This is a genomic window from Alteromonas sp. Cnat2-8, from assembly GCF_022348355.1.
GTDB lineage: Bacteria > Pseudomonadota > Gammaproteobacteria > Enterobacterales > Alteromonadaceae > Alteromonas > Alteromonas macleodii.
The window spans coordinates 1-15,579 of sequence record NZ_JAKREX010000003.1 but is presented as its reverse complement, the minus strand read 5'-3'; the positions used below and the strand labels follow the sequence as shown (position 1 = coordinate 15,579).

General features: G+C 45.0%; 16 protein-coding genes. 10 read left to right on the top strand and 6 right to left on the bottom strand.

Annotation, left to right across the window (positions count from 1 at the left end; translation table 11 throughout):
• Positions 1-156: 156 nt before the first annotated feature.
• Positions 157-1,608: a TrkH family potassium uptake protein gene (locus tag MHN00_RS07930; protein ID WP_014947725.1), complete on the top strand. Its 1,452-nt coding sequence runs from the start codon at positions 157-159 to the stop codon at positions 1,606-1,608.
• Positions 1,609-1,721: 113 nt separating this feature from the next.
• On the opposite strand, the gene trkA is transcribed toward MHN00_RS07930, so the two are convergent.
• From trkA to def, 4 genes are all read right to left on the bottom strand, one after another.
• A complete protein-coding gene (trkA, locus tag MHN00_RS07925) occupies positions 1,722-3,101 on the bottom strand; it encodes a Trk system potassium transporter TrkA (protein ID WP_014947726.1) in 1,380 nt (459 codons plus the stop codon).
• Positions 3,102-3,165: 64 nt separating this feature from the next.
• Complete coding sequence (gene rsmB / locus MHN00_RS07920; protein WP_239300873.1) at positions 3,166-4,485, bottom strand: 16S rRNA (cytosine(967)-C(5))-methyltransferase RsmB; 1,320 nt, start codon at positions 4,483-4,485, stop codon at positions 3,166-3,168.
• A 2-nt stretch (positions 4,486-4,487) separates the two neighbouring features.
• Entirely contained in the window at positions 4,488-5,438 is a 951-nt protein-coding gene (fmt, locus tag MHN00_RS07915) for a methionyl-tRNA formyltransferase (protein ID WP_239300872.1), read from the bottom strand.
• A gap of 8 nt (positions 5,439-5,446) precedes the next feature.
• Positions 5,447-5,956, bottom strand: coding sequence for a peptide deformylase (gene def, locus MHN00_RS07910; protein WP_014947729.1), 510 nt, complete (start codon positions 5,954-5,956; stop codon positions 5,447-5,449).
• A 216-nt stretch (positions 5,957-6,172) separates the two neighbouring features.
• Between def and MHN00_RS07905 the strand changes: the two genes are divergently transcribed.
• The 7 genes from MHN00_RS07905 (at position 6,173) to MHN00_RS07875 (ending at position 11,994) form a co-directional block, all read left to right on the top strand.
• A complete protein-coding gene (locus MHN00_RS07905; RefSeq protein WP_014947730.1) occupies positions 6,173-7,246 on the top strand; it encodes a LysM domain-containing protein in 1,074 nt (357 codons plus the stop codon).
• Between the two features lie 39 nt (positions 7,247-7,285).
• Positions 7,286-8,395, top strand: coding sequence for a DNA-processing protein DprA (gene dprA / locus MHN00_RS07900; RefSeq protein ID WP_239300870.1), 1,110 nt, complete (start codon positions 7,286-7,288; stop codon positions 8,393-8,395).
• 1 nt (position 8,396) lies between these two features.
• Positions 8,397-8,873 (top strand): DUF494 family protein, encoded by a 477-nt coding sequence (locus MHN00_RS07895; RefSeq protein ID WP_014947732.1) that lies wholly within the window; start codon positions 8,397-8,399, stop codon positions 8,871-8,873.
• Positions 8,874-8,958: 85 nt separating this feature from the next.
• Positions 8,959-9,501, top strand: a complete 543-nt coding sequence (locus MHN00_RS07890; protein ID WP_014975256.1) for a type I DNA topoisomerase — start codon at positions 8,959-8,961, stop codon at positions 9,499-9,501.
• A gap of 44 nt (positions 9,502-9,545) precedes the next feature.
• On the top strand, positions 9,546-10,151 hold the full coding sequence (locus tag MHN00_RS07885; RefSeq protein WP_049586351.1) for a Sua5/YciO/YrdC/YwlC family protein: 606 nt from the start codon (positions 9,546-9,548) through the stop codon (positions 10,149-10,151).
• Positions 10,148-11,080: an oxygen-dependent coproporphyrinogen oxidase gene (hemF, locus tag MHN00_RS07880; RefSeq protein WP_049586350.1), complete on the top strand. Its 933-nt coding sequence runs from the start codon at positions 10,148-10,150 to the stop codon at positions 11,078-11,080. The genes MHN00_RS07885 and hemF overlap by 4 nt, the downstream gene beginning before the upstream one ends.
• A gap of 233 nt (positions 11,081-11,313) precedes the next feature.
• Positions 11,314-11,994: an OmpW family outer membrane protein gene (locus MHN00_RS07875; protein ID WP_014947736.1), complete on the top strand. Its 681-nt coding sequence runs from the start codon at positions 11,314-11,316 to the stop codon at positions 11,992-11,994.
• Positions 11,995-12,118: 124 nt separating this feature from the next.
• Here the strand turns inward: MHN00_RS07875 and MHN00_RS07870 are convergent, their stop codons facing one another.
• Complete coding sequence (locus MHN00_RS07870; RefSeq protein ID WP_014947737.1) at positions 12,119-12,550, bottom strand: group II truncated hemoglobin; 432 nt, start codon at positions 12,548-12,550, stop codon at positions 12,119-12,121.
• On the opposite strand from MHN00_RS07870, the gene aroE reads away from it, so the two are divergent.
• The gene (aroE, locus tag MHN00_RS07865; RefSeq protein WP_101563210.1) at positions 12,549-13,388 is read left to right on the top strand and encodes a shikimate dehydrogenase; all 840 of its coding nucleotides are present in this window, start codon (positions 12,549-12,551) and stop codon (positions 13,386-13,388) included. The two genes, MHN00_RS07870 and aroE, sit on opposite strands and share 2 nt — an antisense overlap.
• Here aroE and MHN00_RS07860 read toward each other — a convergent pair.
• Complete coding sequence (locus MHN00_RS07860) at positions 13,385-13,927, bottom strand: gamma carbonic anhydrase family protein (protein WP_014947739.1); 543 nt, start codon at positions 13,925-13,927, stop codon at positions 13,385-13,387. The genes aroE and MHN00_RS07860 overlap by 4 nt on opposite strands.
• Positions 13,928-14,270: 343 nt before the next feature.
• On the opposite strand from MHN00_RS07860, the gene MHN00_RS07855 reads away from it, so the two are divergent.
• Positions 14,271-15,182: a UDP-N-acetylglucosamine 2-epimerase gene (locus MHN00_RS07855; protein WP_080986386.1), complete on the top strand. Its 912-nt coding sequence runs from the start codon at positions 14,271-14,273 to the stop codon at positions 15,180-15,182.
• Positions 15,183-15,579: the final 397 nt, after the last annotated feature.

Sequence of the window (15,579 nt, the reverse complement as noted above, 5' to 3'; positions counted from 1 at the left end):
TAGTCCTATAATCAAAACCCTATGCGTAACGTATAGGATTTCATCTACCTTGTTTCACGTAGATAGATTCGCTTTTTGAAACCATATCAAAAAGCACATTGTAACTAGGGCTCAGTAGTCCTTATGCGCACTATAAAAATAAAGGCATAACAAACAATGCACTACCGTGCCATCATACGAATACTTGGGTTATTAATTGCGCTTTTTAGCGTAACCATGATCCCACCCGCTATCGTGTCGTTGATTTATCAAGATGGCAGTGGCCTGCCTTTTATCCTCGCATTTATATTTTGTGTCATCGGCGGTATGGCATTGTGGTATCCCAACCGTCAGCAGAAAAATGACTTAAGAGCGCGAGAAGGGTTTCTGATTGTTGCGCTGTTTTGGTCAGTACTAGCAAGCGTGGGGGCAATTCCACTTATCTTGCTAGAGCAACCAAGCATGACGGTAACCGATGCTTTCTTTGAGTCATTTTCTGGCCTGACTACCACTGGAGCTACGGTTATTGAGGGGATAGATTTTCTTCCTCACTCAGTACAGTTTTACCGTCAACAACTTCAGTGGTTAGGTGGCATGGGTATCATCGTACTCGCAGTTGCCATTTTACCTATCCTTGGAGTAGGGGGAATGCAGCTTTATCGGGCAGAAACTCCTGGCCCAGTTAAAGATAATAAAATGACTCCGCGTATTGCCGATACGGCAAAGCATTTGTGGTACATCTACCTATCCATAACCATTGCATGTGCCGGTGCATACTGGCTTGCGGGAATGAATGTTTTTGATGCGATTTGCCATTCTTTCTCAACGGTTGCTATTGGTGGCTTTTCGAACCACGACGCCAGCTTAGGCTATTTTAATAGTCCTATGGTAAACGTGGTGTGTACCGTGTTTTTGCTTATTGCTGCGTTAAACTTCTCATTACACTATGCGGCGGTGAGCTCTCGTTCGGTTAAAGGCTATTTTAACGATCCAGAGTTTAAGGCGTTTTTTATCATTCAAGCCTCACTCATCGGGATTTGTTTCCTAGTACTTACGCTATCAGGCTACTATAGCTCGGCAGAGCAGGCTTTAGACCAAGCTATGATCCAAGCGGTATCTATTAGTACCACTGCCGGGTTTGCAACCACTGATTTTTCAGTCTGGCCGGCATTCCTCCCTATTATGCTTATTTTTTCAAGCTTTATCGGCGGGTGCGCAAGTTCCACGGGTGGGGGCTTAAAAGTAGTACGCGTCTGCTTACTGTTTCTACAAGGCAAGCGTGAGGTTGATAGGCTAATTCACCCGAAAGCGGTATACAGCGTTAAGTTTGGCGACCGTGCCATGCCTGACAGAGTAGTAGAGGCCGTATGGGGGTTCTTTTCAGCTTATGCAGTGGTGTTTGTTATCATTATGATAGGCTTGATTGCCACGGGTTTAGATAACCTAAGCGCCTTTACCGCTACTGCGGCCATGCTGAATAACTTAGGTCCGGGATTGGGGAGCGTAGCGGCCAACTATGCTGATGTTACTGACGCAGGCAAATGGATACTGGTGATTGCCATGGTATTTGGGCGACTAGAGGTCTTCTCATTGCTGGTCTTGTTCTCACCAACGTTCTGGCGCAGTTAACAAATAAACCGGTAGTTTTGATACGAGCTAAAAAAAAGGGCGATAAATATCGCCCTTTATGTTTATGTCTTCAACTTTTAATCTTGCGGCACCTATGACGCTTTGCAAAAGCGCTAGCCAAAGAAAAATGCGCTGGGTTGGAACAGCTTTTCCACGTCGTTGATGTACTTCTTATCAACCAAGAACAAAATTACATGGTCGTTTGCTTCAATCTTGGTATCGCTGTGAGCAATAATCACCTGATCGTCTCGAACAATAGCCCCAATCGTGGTACCTGGCGGTAGTTTAATATCGCCTATTTGTTTGCCAACCACCTTAGAGGTATTTTCATCACCGTGCGCTATCGCTTCAATAGCCTCGGCAGCACCTCGTCGTAATGAGTACACGTTTACAATGTCACCTCGACGTACGTGAGTCAGTAGCGCCGAGATAGTGGCTTGTTGAGGTGAAAACGCGATATCTATCTCACCGCCTTGCACCAAGTCCACATAAGCACTTCGCTGGATAAGCACCATGGCTTTTTGTGCACCCATACGCTTTGCCAGCATGGCCGACATGATATTCGCTTCATCGTCGTTGGTAACGGCTATGAAAGCGTCAACTTGCTCGATATTTTCTTCACTTAGCAATTCAGGGTCAGACGCGTCACCGCTAAATACAATGGTTTTATCTAAGTTCGCAGATAAATATTTGGCCCTTTCTGGGCTGTATTCAATAAGCTTAACGTTATGATTGTGCTCTAACTTTTTCGCAAGGCCTGCGCCAATCAAGCCACCACCGGCTATCATAATTCGTTTGTAGCTTGATTCGAGCTTTTGAAGCTCACTCATTACTGCGCGAATGTGCTTGGTAGCGGCAATGAAGAACACTTCATCATCGGCCTCAATAACCGTGGTACCTAACGGGCGAATAGGGCGGCCGCGTCGGTAAATGGCAGCAACCCGAGTTTCAACGTTAGGCATGTGGTCTTTAAGCGCAGATAACGCGTGGCCTACCAATAAGCCACCGTAATAGGCTTTAACCGCAACAAGGCTGGCCTTGCCTTCAGCAAACTCAACCACCTGAAGTGCACCCGGGTAGTCAATAAGACGTTTGATGGCCTTAGTTACCAACTGCTCAGGAGCGATAATGTGGTCAACGGGAATGTCTTGCTGCTTATATAGCTGCTCTTGGTAAATGATGTACTGTTCAGAGCGCACGCGAGCGATTTTAGTGGGTGTTTTAAATAGGCTGTAGGCCACCTGACAGGCCAACATATTGCTTTCATCACTATTGGTTACGGCAATCAGCATATCTGCATCTTCCGCACCGGCCTTACGCAACACATCAGGATGTGATCCCACGCCTGTTACTACTTGTAAATCAAGACGGTCTTGAAGTGCGCGCAATATAGTGGGGTCAGAGTCAATAACCGTTATTTCGTTATTCTCACCCACTAAGTTTTCAGCAAGTGTTCCGCCTACTTGGCCGGCCCCTAAAATGATGATCTTCATCGTTATTATTTTGCCTTCATATTCGTGCAAGTCTTAACTGTGTGACGTTGCACAACTATTGAACTCAGTCTGCTGACTTTACCAGCCTCGCATAATAGAAACCATCCATTTGTTGCTCCCCTGGCGTTATCTGGCGCCCGGGTTTATCAACGGTTTCTGTTTTCACTATGGGCGATAACGAGGCATCTGGAGTGTCGGCGAGAAACTGCTGTATTTGCGCCATGTTCTCTTTTGGCAAAATAGAACATGTTGCATAAAGCAGCGTGCCGCCTGGCTTTAATAGACCCCACAATGTTTCTAATATACGCCGTTGAAGCTGTGCTAAATTGTCGATGTCATTGGCTTTTCGAAGCCAGCGAATATCTGGGTGACGTCTAATCACACCGGTAGCAGAGCAGGGGGCATCCAGTAATATTCTGTCGAAGGGCTTTCCGTCCCACCAGGTATCAGGATTAGCTGCATCACCTTGCTTGATATCGACAGTGTGCTTAAGGCGAGTCATGTTTTCTTCTACCCGTTTTAGGCGGGTAGCATCAGCATCAAGCGCTAATACGTACTGCGTATCAGGTGCAGACTCAACAATGTGCCCTGTTTTTCCGCCTGGTGCGGCGCAACAGTCTAGAATGCGTTCGTTCGCTTGAGGCTTTAGGTAATGCGCAGCTAATTGCGCAGCCCCATCTTGTACCGCAAAGTGACCTTTTTCAAAACCAGGCAGGGCAGTAATGTCTACCCGCTTAGTCAGAATTACGGCATCAGCATGGTTTGCGCTAAGGGTATATTCAACCCCTGCTTTATCTAACGCCTGAGTAAATGCTGCCAACGATGTTTGCAACTTATTTACGCGAAGCCAAATGGGGGCCATGGCATTCGTTTCGTTACGAACCTGCTCGGCGTCGTCACCATAGGCGTTCTCTATTGCCTTAAACAACCACTTTGGCAAGCCGCTGTTTATGATTGCGTCGTCTACAGGTTTGTCTGCAAGGTTCTCACGCTGAAAATTACGCAGTACCGCATTAACTAACCCTTTTAATACTGCGGCATTTAAATAAGATGCTGCGGCGACGGTTTCGCCAACGGCGGCGTGGTTGCTAACTCGGGAAAAATTAAGCTGGTACAAACCAAGAAGAATAAGATGTTCTATGACTTTCTTGTTGCCTTTTAGAGGCCTATCTAACAAAGAGCGTAGCCAGTGCTGTAAAAGGGGAAGGCGACGCATTACCCCTAGTGACATCTCTTGAATCCATGCGTTATCTTTGGCGTTGTGTCTGCGCTGAACGCGTTCTAAGCACTCACGCGATGACTTGCCTTGCTCTAAAATTTGATAGATGACCCACGCACAATCTGCGCGCAGGTTCTTTTGTTTGGGAAGGGGTAATGGTTTCACGTTTAGTCCGCTTGTGTCAGACAACGGCCCACTTCAAACCACGTTTGGCGAGCATTGATAACGTCTGACGCTGGAAGCGCCTTTTTACCTGGAATTTGAAGTGATGTAATGCAAAGCGCATCGCGTCCTGTAGCGATAGTAATGCCTTCTTTATTGGCACCGATTACCGTACCTGGCGTTACATCTTTATTTAACGGAACAACGCTGGCAGACCATACTTTAACGTTCTGATCTTCGACCTGCATCCACGCTACAGGCCAAGGGTTGAAGGCGCGGATATTTCGCTCTATTTGCTCAGCATCGTCTGCCCAATTAATCAGGGCTTCTTCTTTTGATAGCTTTTTCGCGTAGGTCGCTTGAGAGTCGTCTTGTTTGGTGGGCGTGTAACGATCAAATTCATTAACGACCTCAACCAACGCTTGTGGTCCTAGCTCTGCAAGCTTTTCATATAAGGTGGCGCTGGTATCTTCAGAGGTAATAGGTAATGTTGCTATGTGAAGCATGTCACCCGTATCTAAACCTTCGTCCATTTGCATTATAGTTACGCCGGTCTCAGCGTCACCCGCCCAGATTGAACGCTGTATTGGTGCCGCGCCTCGCCACTTAGGCAGAATAGAGCCGTGCACGTTAATGCACCCTAGCTTAGGTGCATTTAACACCGCGGTAGGCAGTATCAGTCCGTAAGCAACAACTACCATTAAATCGGCATTGAGCGAGGCTAATTCTTCCTGAGCGTCTTGAGCTTTAAGCGACTGAGGCTGGTAAACTGGAATGGCGTTTTCTTCTGCTAATATTTTAACCGGACTGGCGGTAAGCTTTTTACCTCGCCCTGCGGGTCTATCAGGCTGAGTGTAAACAGCAATGACTTCGTGCTCGCTCTCGAGTAACGCTGATAGATGTTTAGCTGCAAAATCCGGAGTACCGGCAAAAATCACTTTCAATGGAGTTGTCACGTTATTCCTTAGGCTTTTGCAGCAAGACGCGCTTCTTTCTCAAGCTTTTTACGAATACGTTGGCGCTTAAGCGGTGAAAGGTAATCAATAAACAATTTGCCTTTTAGATGATCCAGCTCGTGCTGAATACAAATCGCTAACAAACCTTCTGCATCCAACTCAAAGCTTTCGCCATTCTGATCTAGCGCTTTTACGGTAATTGATTCGGCGCGCTCAACTTTCGCGTAATTACCCGGCACTGATAAACAGCCTTCTTCACTAATCGTCGAGCCATCTTTACGAATGATTTCAGGGTTAATAAATACGCGTGGCTCGTTTTGATCTTCCGATACGTCCATTACAACAACTTGAACGTGGCGGTTAACTTGCGTTGCAGCAAGGCCAATACCGTTCTCGTCTTTCATGGTTTCGAACATGTCCGATACCAATTGTTTAATTTCGTCGTTAACCTCTTCAACCGGCTTAGCTACCGTGCGAAGACGTTCATCAGGAAAACTTAATACGTCTAAAATTGCCATTTCTCGCTTACTTCACCTTTTCGCTGTATAAATTCATATACGATCTAATTGCCAGCACACTTTACAGTGCTTATTAAGTTACTATTCTAACGTATATCGGGCTGTTTCGTGCAGTTTTTTACCGAAACCCTATTAGAATACCTAGTTATGCCGATATAGTGCTATTGTCTGAAAAATCAACAATGAGTGACAGTGAATAATTTGCAGGTGGTTAATTTGAAAAAGCGATTGATTTACGCGCGTCGTGCAGCATTGTTTATCTTAGGTGTACTGCTTTCTTTGCCTACCTTTGCGCTGCAGCTAAAAGAGAGCGCGCCAGAAACCTACACAGTAAAGCGTGGGGACACGCTATGGGCAATCGCTAACGTTTTTCTCAATGAGCCTTGGCTCTGGCCTGAATTATGGCGAACCAACACCCAAATCGACAATCCACACCTTATTTACCCGGGCGATGTTATCGTCGTTGGGTATGTTGATGGGCAGCCTGTATTAAGTGTAAAGCGCGACAAGCCTTCCTATAAGCTTTCTCCGGCTACCGATAAGCGAGTAAAACCGAAGCCTGTTGATGTGTTGTCGTGGACAACTATCTCTCCATTCATTAGGCAACATATGCTGCTAGACGAGGAAAGCTATGCTTCGCTACCTAAATTGCTGGGTAATCAGGATGGAAACGTAAGGTTTGCGTCTGATGATTTTGTGTTAAGCCAGCAACAATTCAGTACCGACGATCAGTACAGAGTAGTAAGAAAGCACGCTACGATTAGAAATCTTGATGGGGAAATCCTTGGTATTCAAGTTACCCATGTTTCAACAGCTTCACTAGTGGAAAAAGATGAAGGTAGCAACACGATGTTGCTTTTCATCGACGATGCGAACCAAGAAGCTAAGCGCGGTGATAAGTTAATGGCGGGTGGATTTGAACATCCTGAAGGCTTTGAACTTGTTCCGGCTACTTCGCAGCGAGGCGCAATAGTTGGAGATTTGCATGATCACGATTTACTTGGCAAATACGACGTTGTCATTCTTGATTTAGGCAGTATGGAAGTAGCGCCAGGTACGGTCCTGGGGCTTTACTCACAAGGTCCAGCCATTATTGACGAAGAAAGTCCACGCTATGTAGATGAACCCGGCGCTAACACTGGTGGTGAGTGGTTTATCGATACAGTATCGCAACCCGCGCTTAAAGTAGGTGAAGTTGTTGTGTTTAAAACATTTGATGCGGCAAGTTACGGATTAATAACGCGAGCGAACAAAGGGATAAAGCGCGGCTTTATTGTCGCAAAGCCCTAAGCGTTGCATGGTTCATTGTCGCTCGCATTAGGAGCGATAATGGCACCACAATCTTCTCAGTTAGACAGCGAAACATTAGCATGGATAGCGCTGGCTTCCGCTCAGCGTGTTTCACCTAAACTATGGCTACAGGCTCTCGAAAAATATCAACTTTCTACTGTCGATTTAGGCAGCAACACGTCTTCGCTGCCTAACGAGGTTAAACAACTCACCAACAACATTTCACCGCCTCTTATTGATGCAGCAATAAACTGGCTGCAAGCGAGCGACAATAGACACATCGTGCCGTTGTCATCGCCTCACTATCCAGAATTACTTAAGCAATTGGATAGTCCGCCCCTCGCGCTATTTGCCACGGGAAACAAAGCGCTAATTCAAAAACCACAGATTGCTATAGTGGGAAGCAGAAGGGCCAGCCTTCAGGGTAAGCGTACCGCAACCGACATTGCTTATGGGTTATCTAGTAGCGGAGTTGTAGTGACGAGCGGCCTTGCCATGGGCATTGATAGCGCCGCACACCAAGGCGCCCTGTCTGGTAGCACCGGAACCATTGCGGTAATGGGTACGGGACCTGAAAAGGTATATCCGGCTAAAAATAGTAAGCTCTATGAAGCTATCAACAATGACGGAGGTGTCACCGTTACAGAGTTTTTTCCGGGGCAGGGACCTAAGCCTTGGCATTTTCCAAGGCGAAATCGAATTATCGCAGCGTTATCCCTTGGAACCTTAGTGGTAGAGGCAAAAATTAAGAGTGGCACCTTGATAACTGCGAATTTGGCCGCAGATATGGGGCGAGAAGTATTCGCTGTGCCAGGCAATATCGCTAACGCTTACGCTGAAGGTTGCCACTGGTTAATCCAACAGGGCGCCAAATTAGTAACAAATATAAGCGATATTCTAGATGAAGTTGGCGTTCAGCCTGAACAACTAGGCTTGAATGTTGACGAGCAAAACGAAAAAAGTACAGCGAATAGCTTGGCAACCGATAAATTATTAGCTAGTGTGGATTATGACATCACCGCTATTGATGTCATAGCCCAGCGCAATGCCTTATCTGTATCGCAAGCAATGGCATCATTATTAGAATATGAGTTGCGTGGTTTAGTGGCCGCTGTCCCTGGTGGTTACGTTAAATTGAGGGGAAAATAATATGTTCGATATCCTCATGTATCTGTTTGAAAACTTCATTCACAGTGAAACGGAAATTCGTGTTGACCAAGACGAGTTAACGGAAGAGCTTGTGCGCGCAGGATTTCATCACGATGAGATTTATAAAGCCCTCGCATGGTTAGAAAAGTTAGCGGCACTGCAAGAGACGGACATCAAACCGTACTTTTGCAAAGGTATTAGCACTAGCTTAAGCCGTATTTACACGCATGAAGAACAAATGCGTTTAGATGTGGAATGTCGCGGTTTTCTTATGTTCTTAGAACAGGTTAATGTGTTGGATGCCTCCACACGCGAAATGGTTATAGATCGCGTTATGGAAATTGATTCCAATGAATTTTGCTTGGAAGACCTGAAGTGGGTTGTGCTAATGGTACTATTTAACGTACCTGGCAAAGAGAAAGCCTACGCACAAATGGAAGATCTTTTGTTCGAAGAGCCAGATGGTGTTCTGCATTAATGCAGTTGTAGTCACTGGTATTTGAATCTTTACTTAAAAATGCGCTGTGAAATTACAGCGCGTTTAAGGCCTTAACGTCCAATACATGTCTAAAATAGACCATTCACTCTTTTCAGCGCACGAGCATGCTCTCGATGATAATTTCGGAGATTGCCCCGAGTGCGGTAAACCTCTTCATATAAAGAACAGTAAATCCGGCCCTTTCATCGGGTGTACGGGCTATCCGGAATGTAGCTTTAGTAAGCCACTTCACGATAAACAAACCACCATACTGAAAACCTTAGACGGTGTAGCCTGCCCTGAATGCGCATCCGACTTAGCCATAAAGAAAGGGCGGTTTGGCATGTTTATCGGCTGTACCAATTTTCCTTCATGCCATCACATAGAGCCCATTAAAGAAAAAGAAGATACTTTGGTGGATTGTCCAAAGTGTAAGAAAGGGCATCTAATCTCGCGTACTAACAAATACGGCAAACAGTTTTTTGCGTGCAACCATTATCCACAATGTCGATATGTGCTAAATTTCACGCCGGTTAATGAAAGCTGCCCAGACTGCGGTTGGGGAGTATTGATAGATAAAAAGGGGCAGTTACAGTGTCCTCAGCCTAGTTGTGGCTTTAAAAAGTAATTATACGAACAACTAAAGAAGAACTATACGTAGAGATTAAAACCATGTCTGATATCCAAAATGGGAACGTAAACACGTTTACCCCCGTTGAGGCTAACTCACCTGAAGTAGACCCTGTTGTTGCCGCATTCCAAGCTGGCAGTTTAATCGTTTATCCAACCGAAGCGGTAATGGGCATCGGATGTGACCCCGACAATGAAGCCGCTGTAAATGCGTTGTTAGAGATAAAACAGCGACCGGTAGAAAAGGGCGTGATATTGATTGCAGCAAACTACAGTCAGCTACTGCCTTATGTTAACGACAACGCCATTCGCCCTGACAGACGCACCGATATTTTTTCGAGCTGGCCAGGCCCTAATACTTGGCTATTACCTAAGTCGTCATCTGCGCCAGTTTGGTTAACCGGCAAGCATAGTAAAATAGCGGTGCGCGTAACTAATCACCCTGTAGTAGTGGAATTGTGCAACAAGTTAGGTAAACCGTTAGTTTCTACAAGCGCTAACCTGACCGGCCAACCGCCAGCCATCACCACTGAAGAAGCAAAAGCCGTATTCGCTGATTCCGTTTTCTATATAGAAGGGGAAGTAGGTGGTGCAACTAAACCCAGTACCATTCGCGATGGTGACACAGCAGAGGTAATAAGAGCATGACATCAGCAGAATTACTGGACGGTAAAAATGCCGCTGAAGTAATAGAACAAGTAAAAAGCTATTTACTAGGGCTGCAAGACACCATTTGCCAAACCCTTGAACTTGCCGATGGTAAGGGCCAGTTTGTTGAAGACAGCTGGCAGCGAGAAGAGGGTGGCGGTGGCCGCTCTCGAGTACTAAAAAATGGTGCGGTGATTGAACAAGGCGGCGTTAACTTTTCTCATGTGTTTGGTAGTCAAATGCCTGCTTCAGCAACGGCTAATCGCCCTGAGCTTGCGGGAAGAAACTTTCAAGCAATGGGTGTATCACTCGTTATTCATCCACATAACCCGTACATCCCAACGTCACATGCTAATGTTCGCTTTTTTATTGCAGAAAAAGAGGGCGAAGCACCTATCTGGTGGTTTGGCGGCGGCTTCGACTTGACGCCATTTTATCCGTTTAAAGATGACGTTTTGCATTGGCATGACACTGCAAAGAAGTTGTGCAAACCATTTGGCAATGACGTCTACCCTAAGTACAAAAAGTGGTGCGACGACTACTTTTACTTAAAGCATCGCAATGAAACTCGCGGAGTGGGCGGTTTATTCTTCGACGACCTGAATGAATGGGGCTTTGAACAGTCATTTGCATTTATGCAGGCTGTTGGTAATGGCTTCATCGATGCTTACGTTCCTATTGTTGAACGTCGTAAGCAAACCGATTTCGGCGAAAGAGAGCGTGATTTCCAACTTTACCGCCGGGGCCGCTACGTTGAGTTTAACCTTGTATTCGACCGAGGCACTTTATTTGGACTGCAAACCGGCGGGCGTACGGAATCAATTCTAATGTCGATGCCGCCGCTCGCGCGCTGGGAGTATTGTTATACACCTGCACCGGGTAGCGCCGAAGCCAAGCTGACAGACTGGTTAAAACCTACTGATTGGTGATTAATTATTAAATAAGGCTCCGCTTAAATCCTTACGCGGACCGCCGATAGCAGCTTTCATCTTTAATGACTAAAAAACGCCGTATTAATGTTAATGCGGCGTTTTTTTGATCTACATCAAGGTGGAATATCATCTGTGTTTCAGTGAGTTATCAAACTTGCGCTGGATCAATGTTTCTCTTAACCACAGGCGTAAAGTATCGCCATCTTAGTTAAATACAAAAGAGACACATCATGCGCAAACACTTTTTATCTGCATCTGCACTTTGCCTTACACTTGCTGCACTCTCACCTTTAGCTAGCGCTCACCAGCAGGGCGACTGGATTGTTCGTGGCGGTCTTACTACCGTTGCTCCTGACGAATCTACCTCTAACATCGTCGCGGGTGGAACTGATCTTGGCGTTGCCCTTAATATCGATAACGATACTCAGCTAGGTCTAAACGTAGCGTACTTTATTACTGATAACATTAATATTGAGCTGCTTGCCGCAACGCCGTTTAAGCACGACGTGAATTTTTCTGTTGCTGACCCGTTAGGGACGGGTAACCAGCTTGGAGAAGTCACGCACCTTCCACCTACGCTTACCGCAAACTACTATTTTAATGATGCCAGCTCTGCGTTTCAGCCGTACATTGGTGCTGGTATCAACTATACCTTTATCTTTGATGAAGAGTTTACAGGTGCAAATGAAACAGCTGGCTTAAGCGACCTTTCGCTTGATAATTCATTTGGCTTGTCAGCACAGGTGGGAATGGATTACCAAATTGATACCAAATGGCATGTCAATGCATCGGTTCGATTCATTGATATAGATACCGAAGCAACCTTCAAAGTGGGTGATGCTGCTGGAAAGGTAAGTGATATTGAAATAGATCCTTGGGTGTATACCTTATCGGTGGGTTACACATTCTAATTATTAGTTCTACGCCTTATTAACTATTAGGCTTTCACAATTGCACTACTTTATGCGCCATAAAGAGCGTAGACAGTAACAGGGGAGTTGCGCGTTAAAAGGTTAATCCTTTCAACGCGCTTTTTTATTTTGTATTCACCATGTGATTGGCGAGTTGATCAAGTGCGTCTATCAACTGTTGAGCTAAGGCGATATCTTCAACCGTTTTAAACATGGCTTTTCGCATGCAATACATCCACTGCGCTTTTAACTCCGGTGTTACGGTATAAGGTAGGTGGCGTGCACGCAGACGCGGGTGGCCATACTGCTGCTGATAATCATCAGGACCACCAAGCCATAAACTTAAATAGAGAAAGAACACGTGGCGAATTCTGTCTAATGGCTGGGGGTGAATAGCTAGCAGTTCATTGGCGAGTGGATCGGTTTCCATTATGTCGTAAAACGTATTTGCTAATTCCCGTACTTTCTCCTCTCCACCTATACGTTCATATGGTGTACTCTGCGAAGCACGATTATCGCTTTTCTTCTTTATATTAAATAAGTCTCGTATTCCCATGAAAAAATTCGCTGTATTCGGAAATCCTATTGCACAGAGTTTATCACCAACTATCCATCAAATGTTTGCTGAACAAGTGGGAGAAAAGATTTCTTATGAAAAGATACTTGCGCCAGTAGACGGTTTTGTAGATGCCGCCAACGCGTTTTTAGCTCAGGAAGGCGCGGTAGGTTGTAACGTCACTATGCCTTTTAAGCTTGATGCATTCAACTTGGCAAAGGTAGATGACCAAGCAGCCAAAGATGCACAAGCTGTTAATACGCTAATGAATGGTGACAGCGGTGAAGTGTGGGGATACAACACTGATGGTGTAGGGCTGGTAAACGATCTGCTTAACAGCGGTGTGGAAATTAAGGGTAAGCGCGTGTTGCTTATTGGTGCCGGCGGCGCAGCCCGTGGCGTAATCTCCCCGTTATTAAAAGCAGGGGCCGCCTCTTTAACCATCACCAATAGAACCAAAGCGAAAGCTGAGGAAGTGGCAAGCGCCGCTTCAAACGCTAAAGTGCAGGTGGCTGCGCTTGAAGATATCGCAGATGTTGCGCCTCATATTATTATCAATTCAACAGCCGCCAGTTTAAGCAATGAATTGCCGTGCCGTTTAAATGATGGTGTTTTACAAAACTGTGAAGTGGTGTACGACATGGTTTATAAAAACTCACCCACGCGCTTTATGAGAGAGGCGGCCGAACTTGGTGTTAAAACACAAATAGATGGGTTAGGGATGCTGGTTGAGCAAGCGGCTGAAGCATTCTACATATGGACACAAAAGCGCCCCGATACTTCAGATATTGTAAAACGTGTCAGGGCTATCGTTGAGCAAGGTGAGAAGCGAAACTAGTTCGCTTCTTCAAGGTACTCATCTTTCAATACAACATAGTTAACGGCAGACTGTTTCAGGAATGCCATTTCAGCGTCGTTGAGCGGTCTTTTCTTTTGCATGGGGTTTCCCACGTAAAGAAATCCGCTTTCTAACCTTTTGTTCGGCGGTACTAATGTACCTGCACCAATAAACACATCGTCTTCAACAACAACACCATCCATTACAATAGCGCCCATGCCAACGAGAATTCGATTACCCAACTGGCAGCCGTGCAGCATACACTTATGCCCCACGGTAACGTCCTCACCAATAATAAGTGGGAAGCCGTTGGGGTTTTTCTCAGATTTACGGGTAACGTGTAAAACACTGCCATCTTGAATATTAGAACGGGCACCAATACGAATTTTGTTCACGTCGCCACGAGCTGCAACCAGCGGCCAAATACTCGCATCATCTTCTAAAACTACATCACCGACGATTCTTGCCGAGCCATCAACATAGACATTCTTTCCTAATGTAGGAGAAACACCTTTAAAACTATCAATCGATTTATGCATTACACACTCATATAAATTGCGCAGAAAGTGAATTACGCAAACTCTAACAGCAATGCCGATGAGTTGGTACTAGTAGGGTGGTTACAGAGCCTACCTGTAATGCTTTAAGCATCAGATAACTATCCTACGTTGCAACACGCGAAGAGGAGGGTAGTAAATCACAAAGAGAAAAATGATAATGTAGTTTGCTAATAGAATTTATCGAGACGTTGTAATGCCCAAGCGCTATGTATTTTTCACTGCCCTTTCCTATGCGTATCCTATTTATAGACCACTACAAGAGGCCATTAGGGCTAGAGGTGACGAAGTAGCGTGGTTTTTGGAAGGAGAATGTCCCGATCTATTGAAGCCTGATGAAATTCGCCTTCATACTATTAATGATGTTATTGAATACAACCCCTTAGCCATATTTGCGTGTGGAAATATCATCTATCACTTTTTGCCAGGTATAAAGGTATCAGTCTTTCACGGTTATCCGATTGGCAAGCGAGGGGAGAAGAGTAGCGCTACAGATGATCACTTCTCTATTCGCGGGTGGTTTGATATGTACTGTACTCAGGGGCCAAGTAGCACAGAGTATTTTAAGCAGCTTGAAGCAAAGCATCAGTTTTTTAAAGTGTATCAAACAGGTTGGGCTAAAGTGGATGACTACTTTTCTTCATATAAGAAGGAAAACGATGTTCCCACTATTCTCTACGCCACCACTTTTTCTAAAGGCATTACCTCTGCTCCTGTACTTGTCGATACAATTAGTAGGTTAGTGAAAGAAAAGAAATGGAATTGGCGTTTAACATTTCATCCTAAACTCAACGATCAAGCACTATTAAATAGATATCGTGCGCTGGCAGATGAAAATAGTAACGTTACCTTTGTTGATAATGTGCGTCTTGAAGACTTTCAGCAATCAGATGTCATGTTGTGTGACAGCAGCTCTATAATTTTAGAGTTTATGATGATGAACAAACCTGTTGTCACTTATCGCAATACAAACCCCGGACAACATTTACTTAATGTCACAGAAGTAAGCGAAGTAGAAAACGCCATTGAAACTGCATTAACGCGACCAGCATCATTAATGAAAGAGGTTAATGACTTTGCCCATTATCATGAAGCCTATAGAGATGGACGTAATTGCGAACGTATTTTAGATGCAGTCGATGACTTTAATAGTAACTATAAAGGTAAGATAAAAGCTAAGCCGCTTAACCTGTGGCGCAAGTTCAGGTTAAGGAATAAGCTGAAATACTGGAAATAGTTGGTATTTTGAGCGTTCAAAACGAATATGACACTTTTTTTAAAATAAGTGTTGACGTGAGCGCTCATTTCCCTAAAATGCGCATCCGCTTCGGGGGAAAAGCAAAACAGCAACCCTCCTGAAGTAAGTCTCTACTACCTTTATAGGCCAGTAAAGACGGGAGTTTAGAAGAAACGCTTCAGAAAATAAATTTTCGAAAAGTGTTGACAACGAAAACTTCCAGCGTATAATGCGCACCTCACTCGAACAGGGTGAGCCACTAAGAAGCAGCGGCTTCTAGTGAATGTTCTTTAAAAATTTAGACAAGACAATCTGTGTGGGCACTCGTTAAGAGTGTCACAACGACGATTCATATTTCGATATATTTAATTGAAGAGTTTGATCATGGCTCAGATTG

What these genes read in the sequence shown, in the direction of transcription:
- MHN00_RS07875 (WP_014947736.1), top strand. Translation starts at nt 11,314, where the DNA reads ATGCGCAAACACTTTTTATCTGCATCTGCACTTTGCCTTACACTTGCT.
- trkA (WP_014947726.1), bottom strand. Translation starts at nt 3,101, where the DNA reads ATGAAGATCATCATTTTAGGGGCCGGCCAAGTAGGCGGAACACTTGCT.
- MHN00_RS07885 (WP_049586351.1), top strand. Translation starts at nt 9,546, where the DNA reads ATGTCTGATATCCAAAATGGGAACGTAAACACGTTTACCCCCGTTGAG.
- MHN00_RS07870 (WP_014947737.1), bottom strand. Translation starts at nt 12,550, where the DNA reads ATGGGAATACGAGACTTATTTAATATAAAGAAGAAAAGCGATAATCGT.
- hemF (WP_049586350.1), top strand. Translation starts at nt 10,148, where the DNA reads ATGACATCAGCAGAATTACTGGACGGTAAAAATGCCGCTGAAGTAATA.
- def (WP_014947729.1), bottom strand. Translation starts at nt 5,956, where the DNA reads ATGGCAATTTTAGACGTATTAAGTTTTCCTGATGAACGTCTTCGCACG.
- aroE (WP_101563210.1), top strand. Translation starts at nt 12,549, where the DNA reads ATGAAAAAATTCGCTGTATTCGGAAATCCTATTGCACAGAGTTTATCA.
- MHN00_RS07930 (WP_014947725.1), top strand. Translation starts at nt 157, where the DNA reads ATGCACTACCGTGCCATCATACGAATACTTGGGTTATTAATTGCGCTT.
- dprA (WP_239300870.1), top strand. Translation starts at nt 7,286, where the DNA reads ATGGCACCACAATCTTCTCAGTTAGACAGCGAAACATTAGCATGGATA.
- MHN00_RS07895 (WP_014947732.1), top strand. Translation starts at nt 8,397, where the DNA reads ATGTTCGATATCCTCATGTATCTGTTTGAAAACTTCATTCACAGTGAA.
- MHN00_RS07860 (WP_014947739.1), bottom strand. Translation starts at nt 13,927, where the DNA reads ATGCATAAATCGATTGATAGTTTTAAAGGTGTTTCTCCTACATTAGGA.
- MHN00_RS07890 (WP_014975256.1), top strand. Translation starts at nt 8,959, where the DNA reads ATGTCTAAAATAGACCATTCACTCTTTTCAGCGCACGAGCATGCTCTC.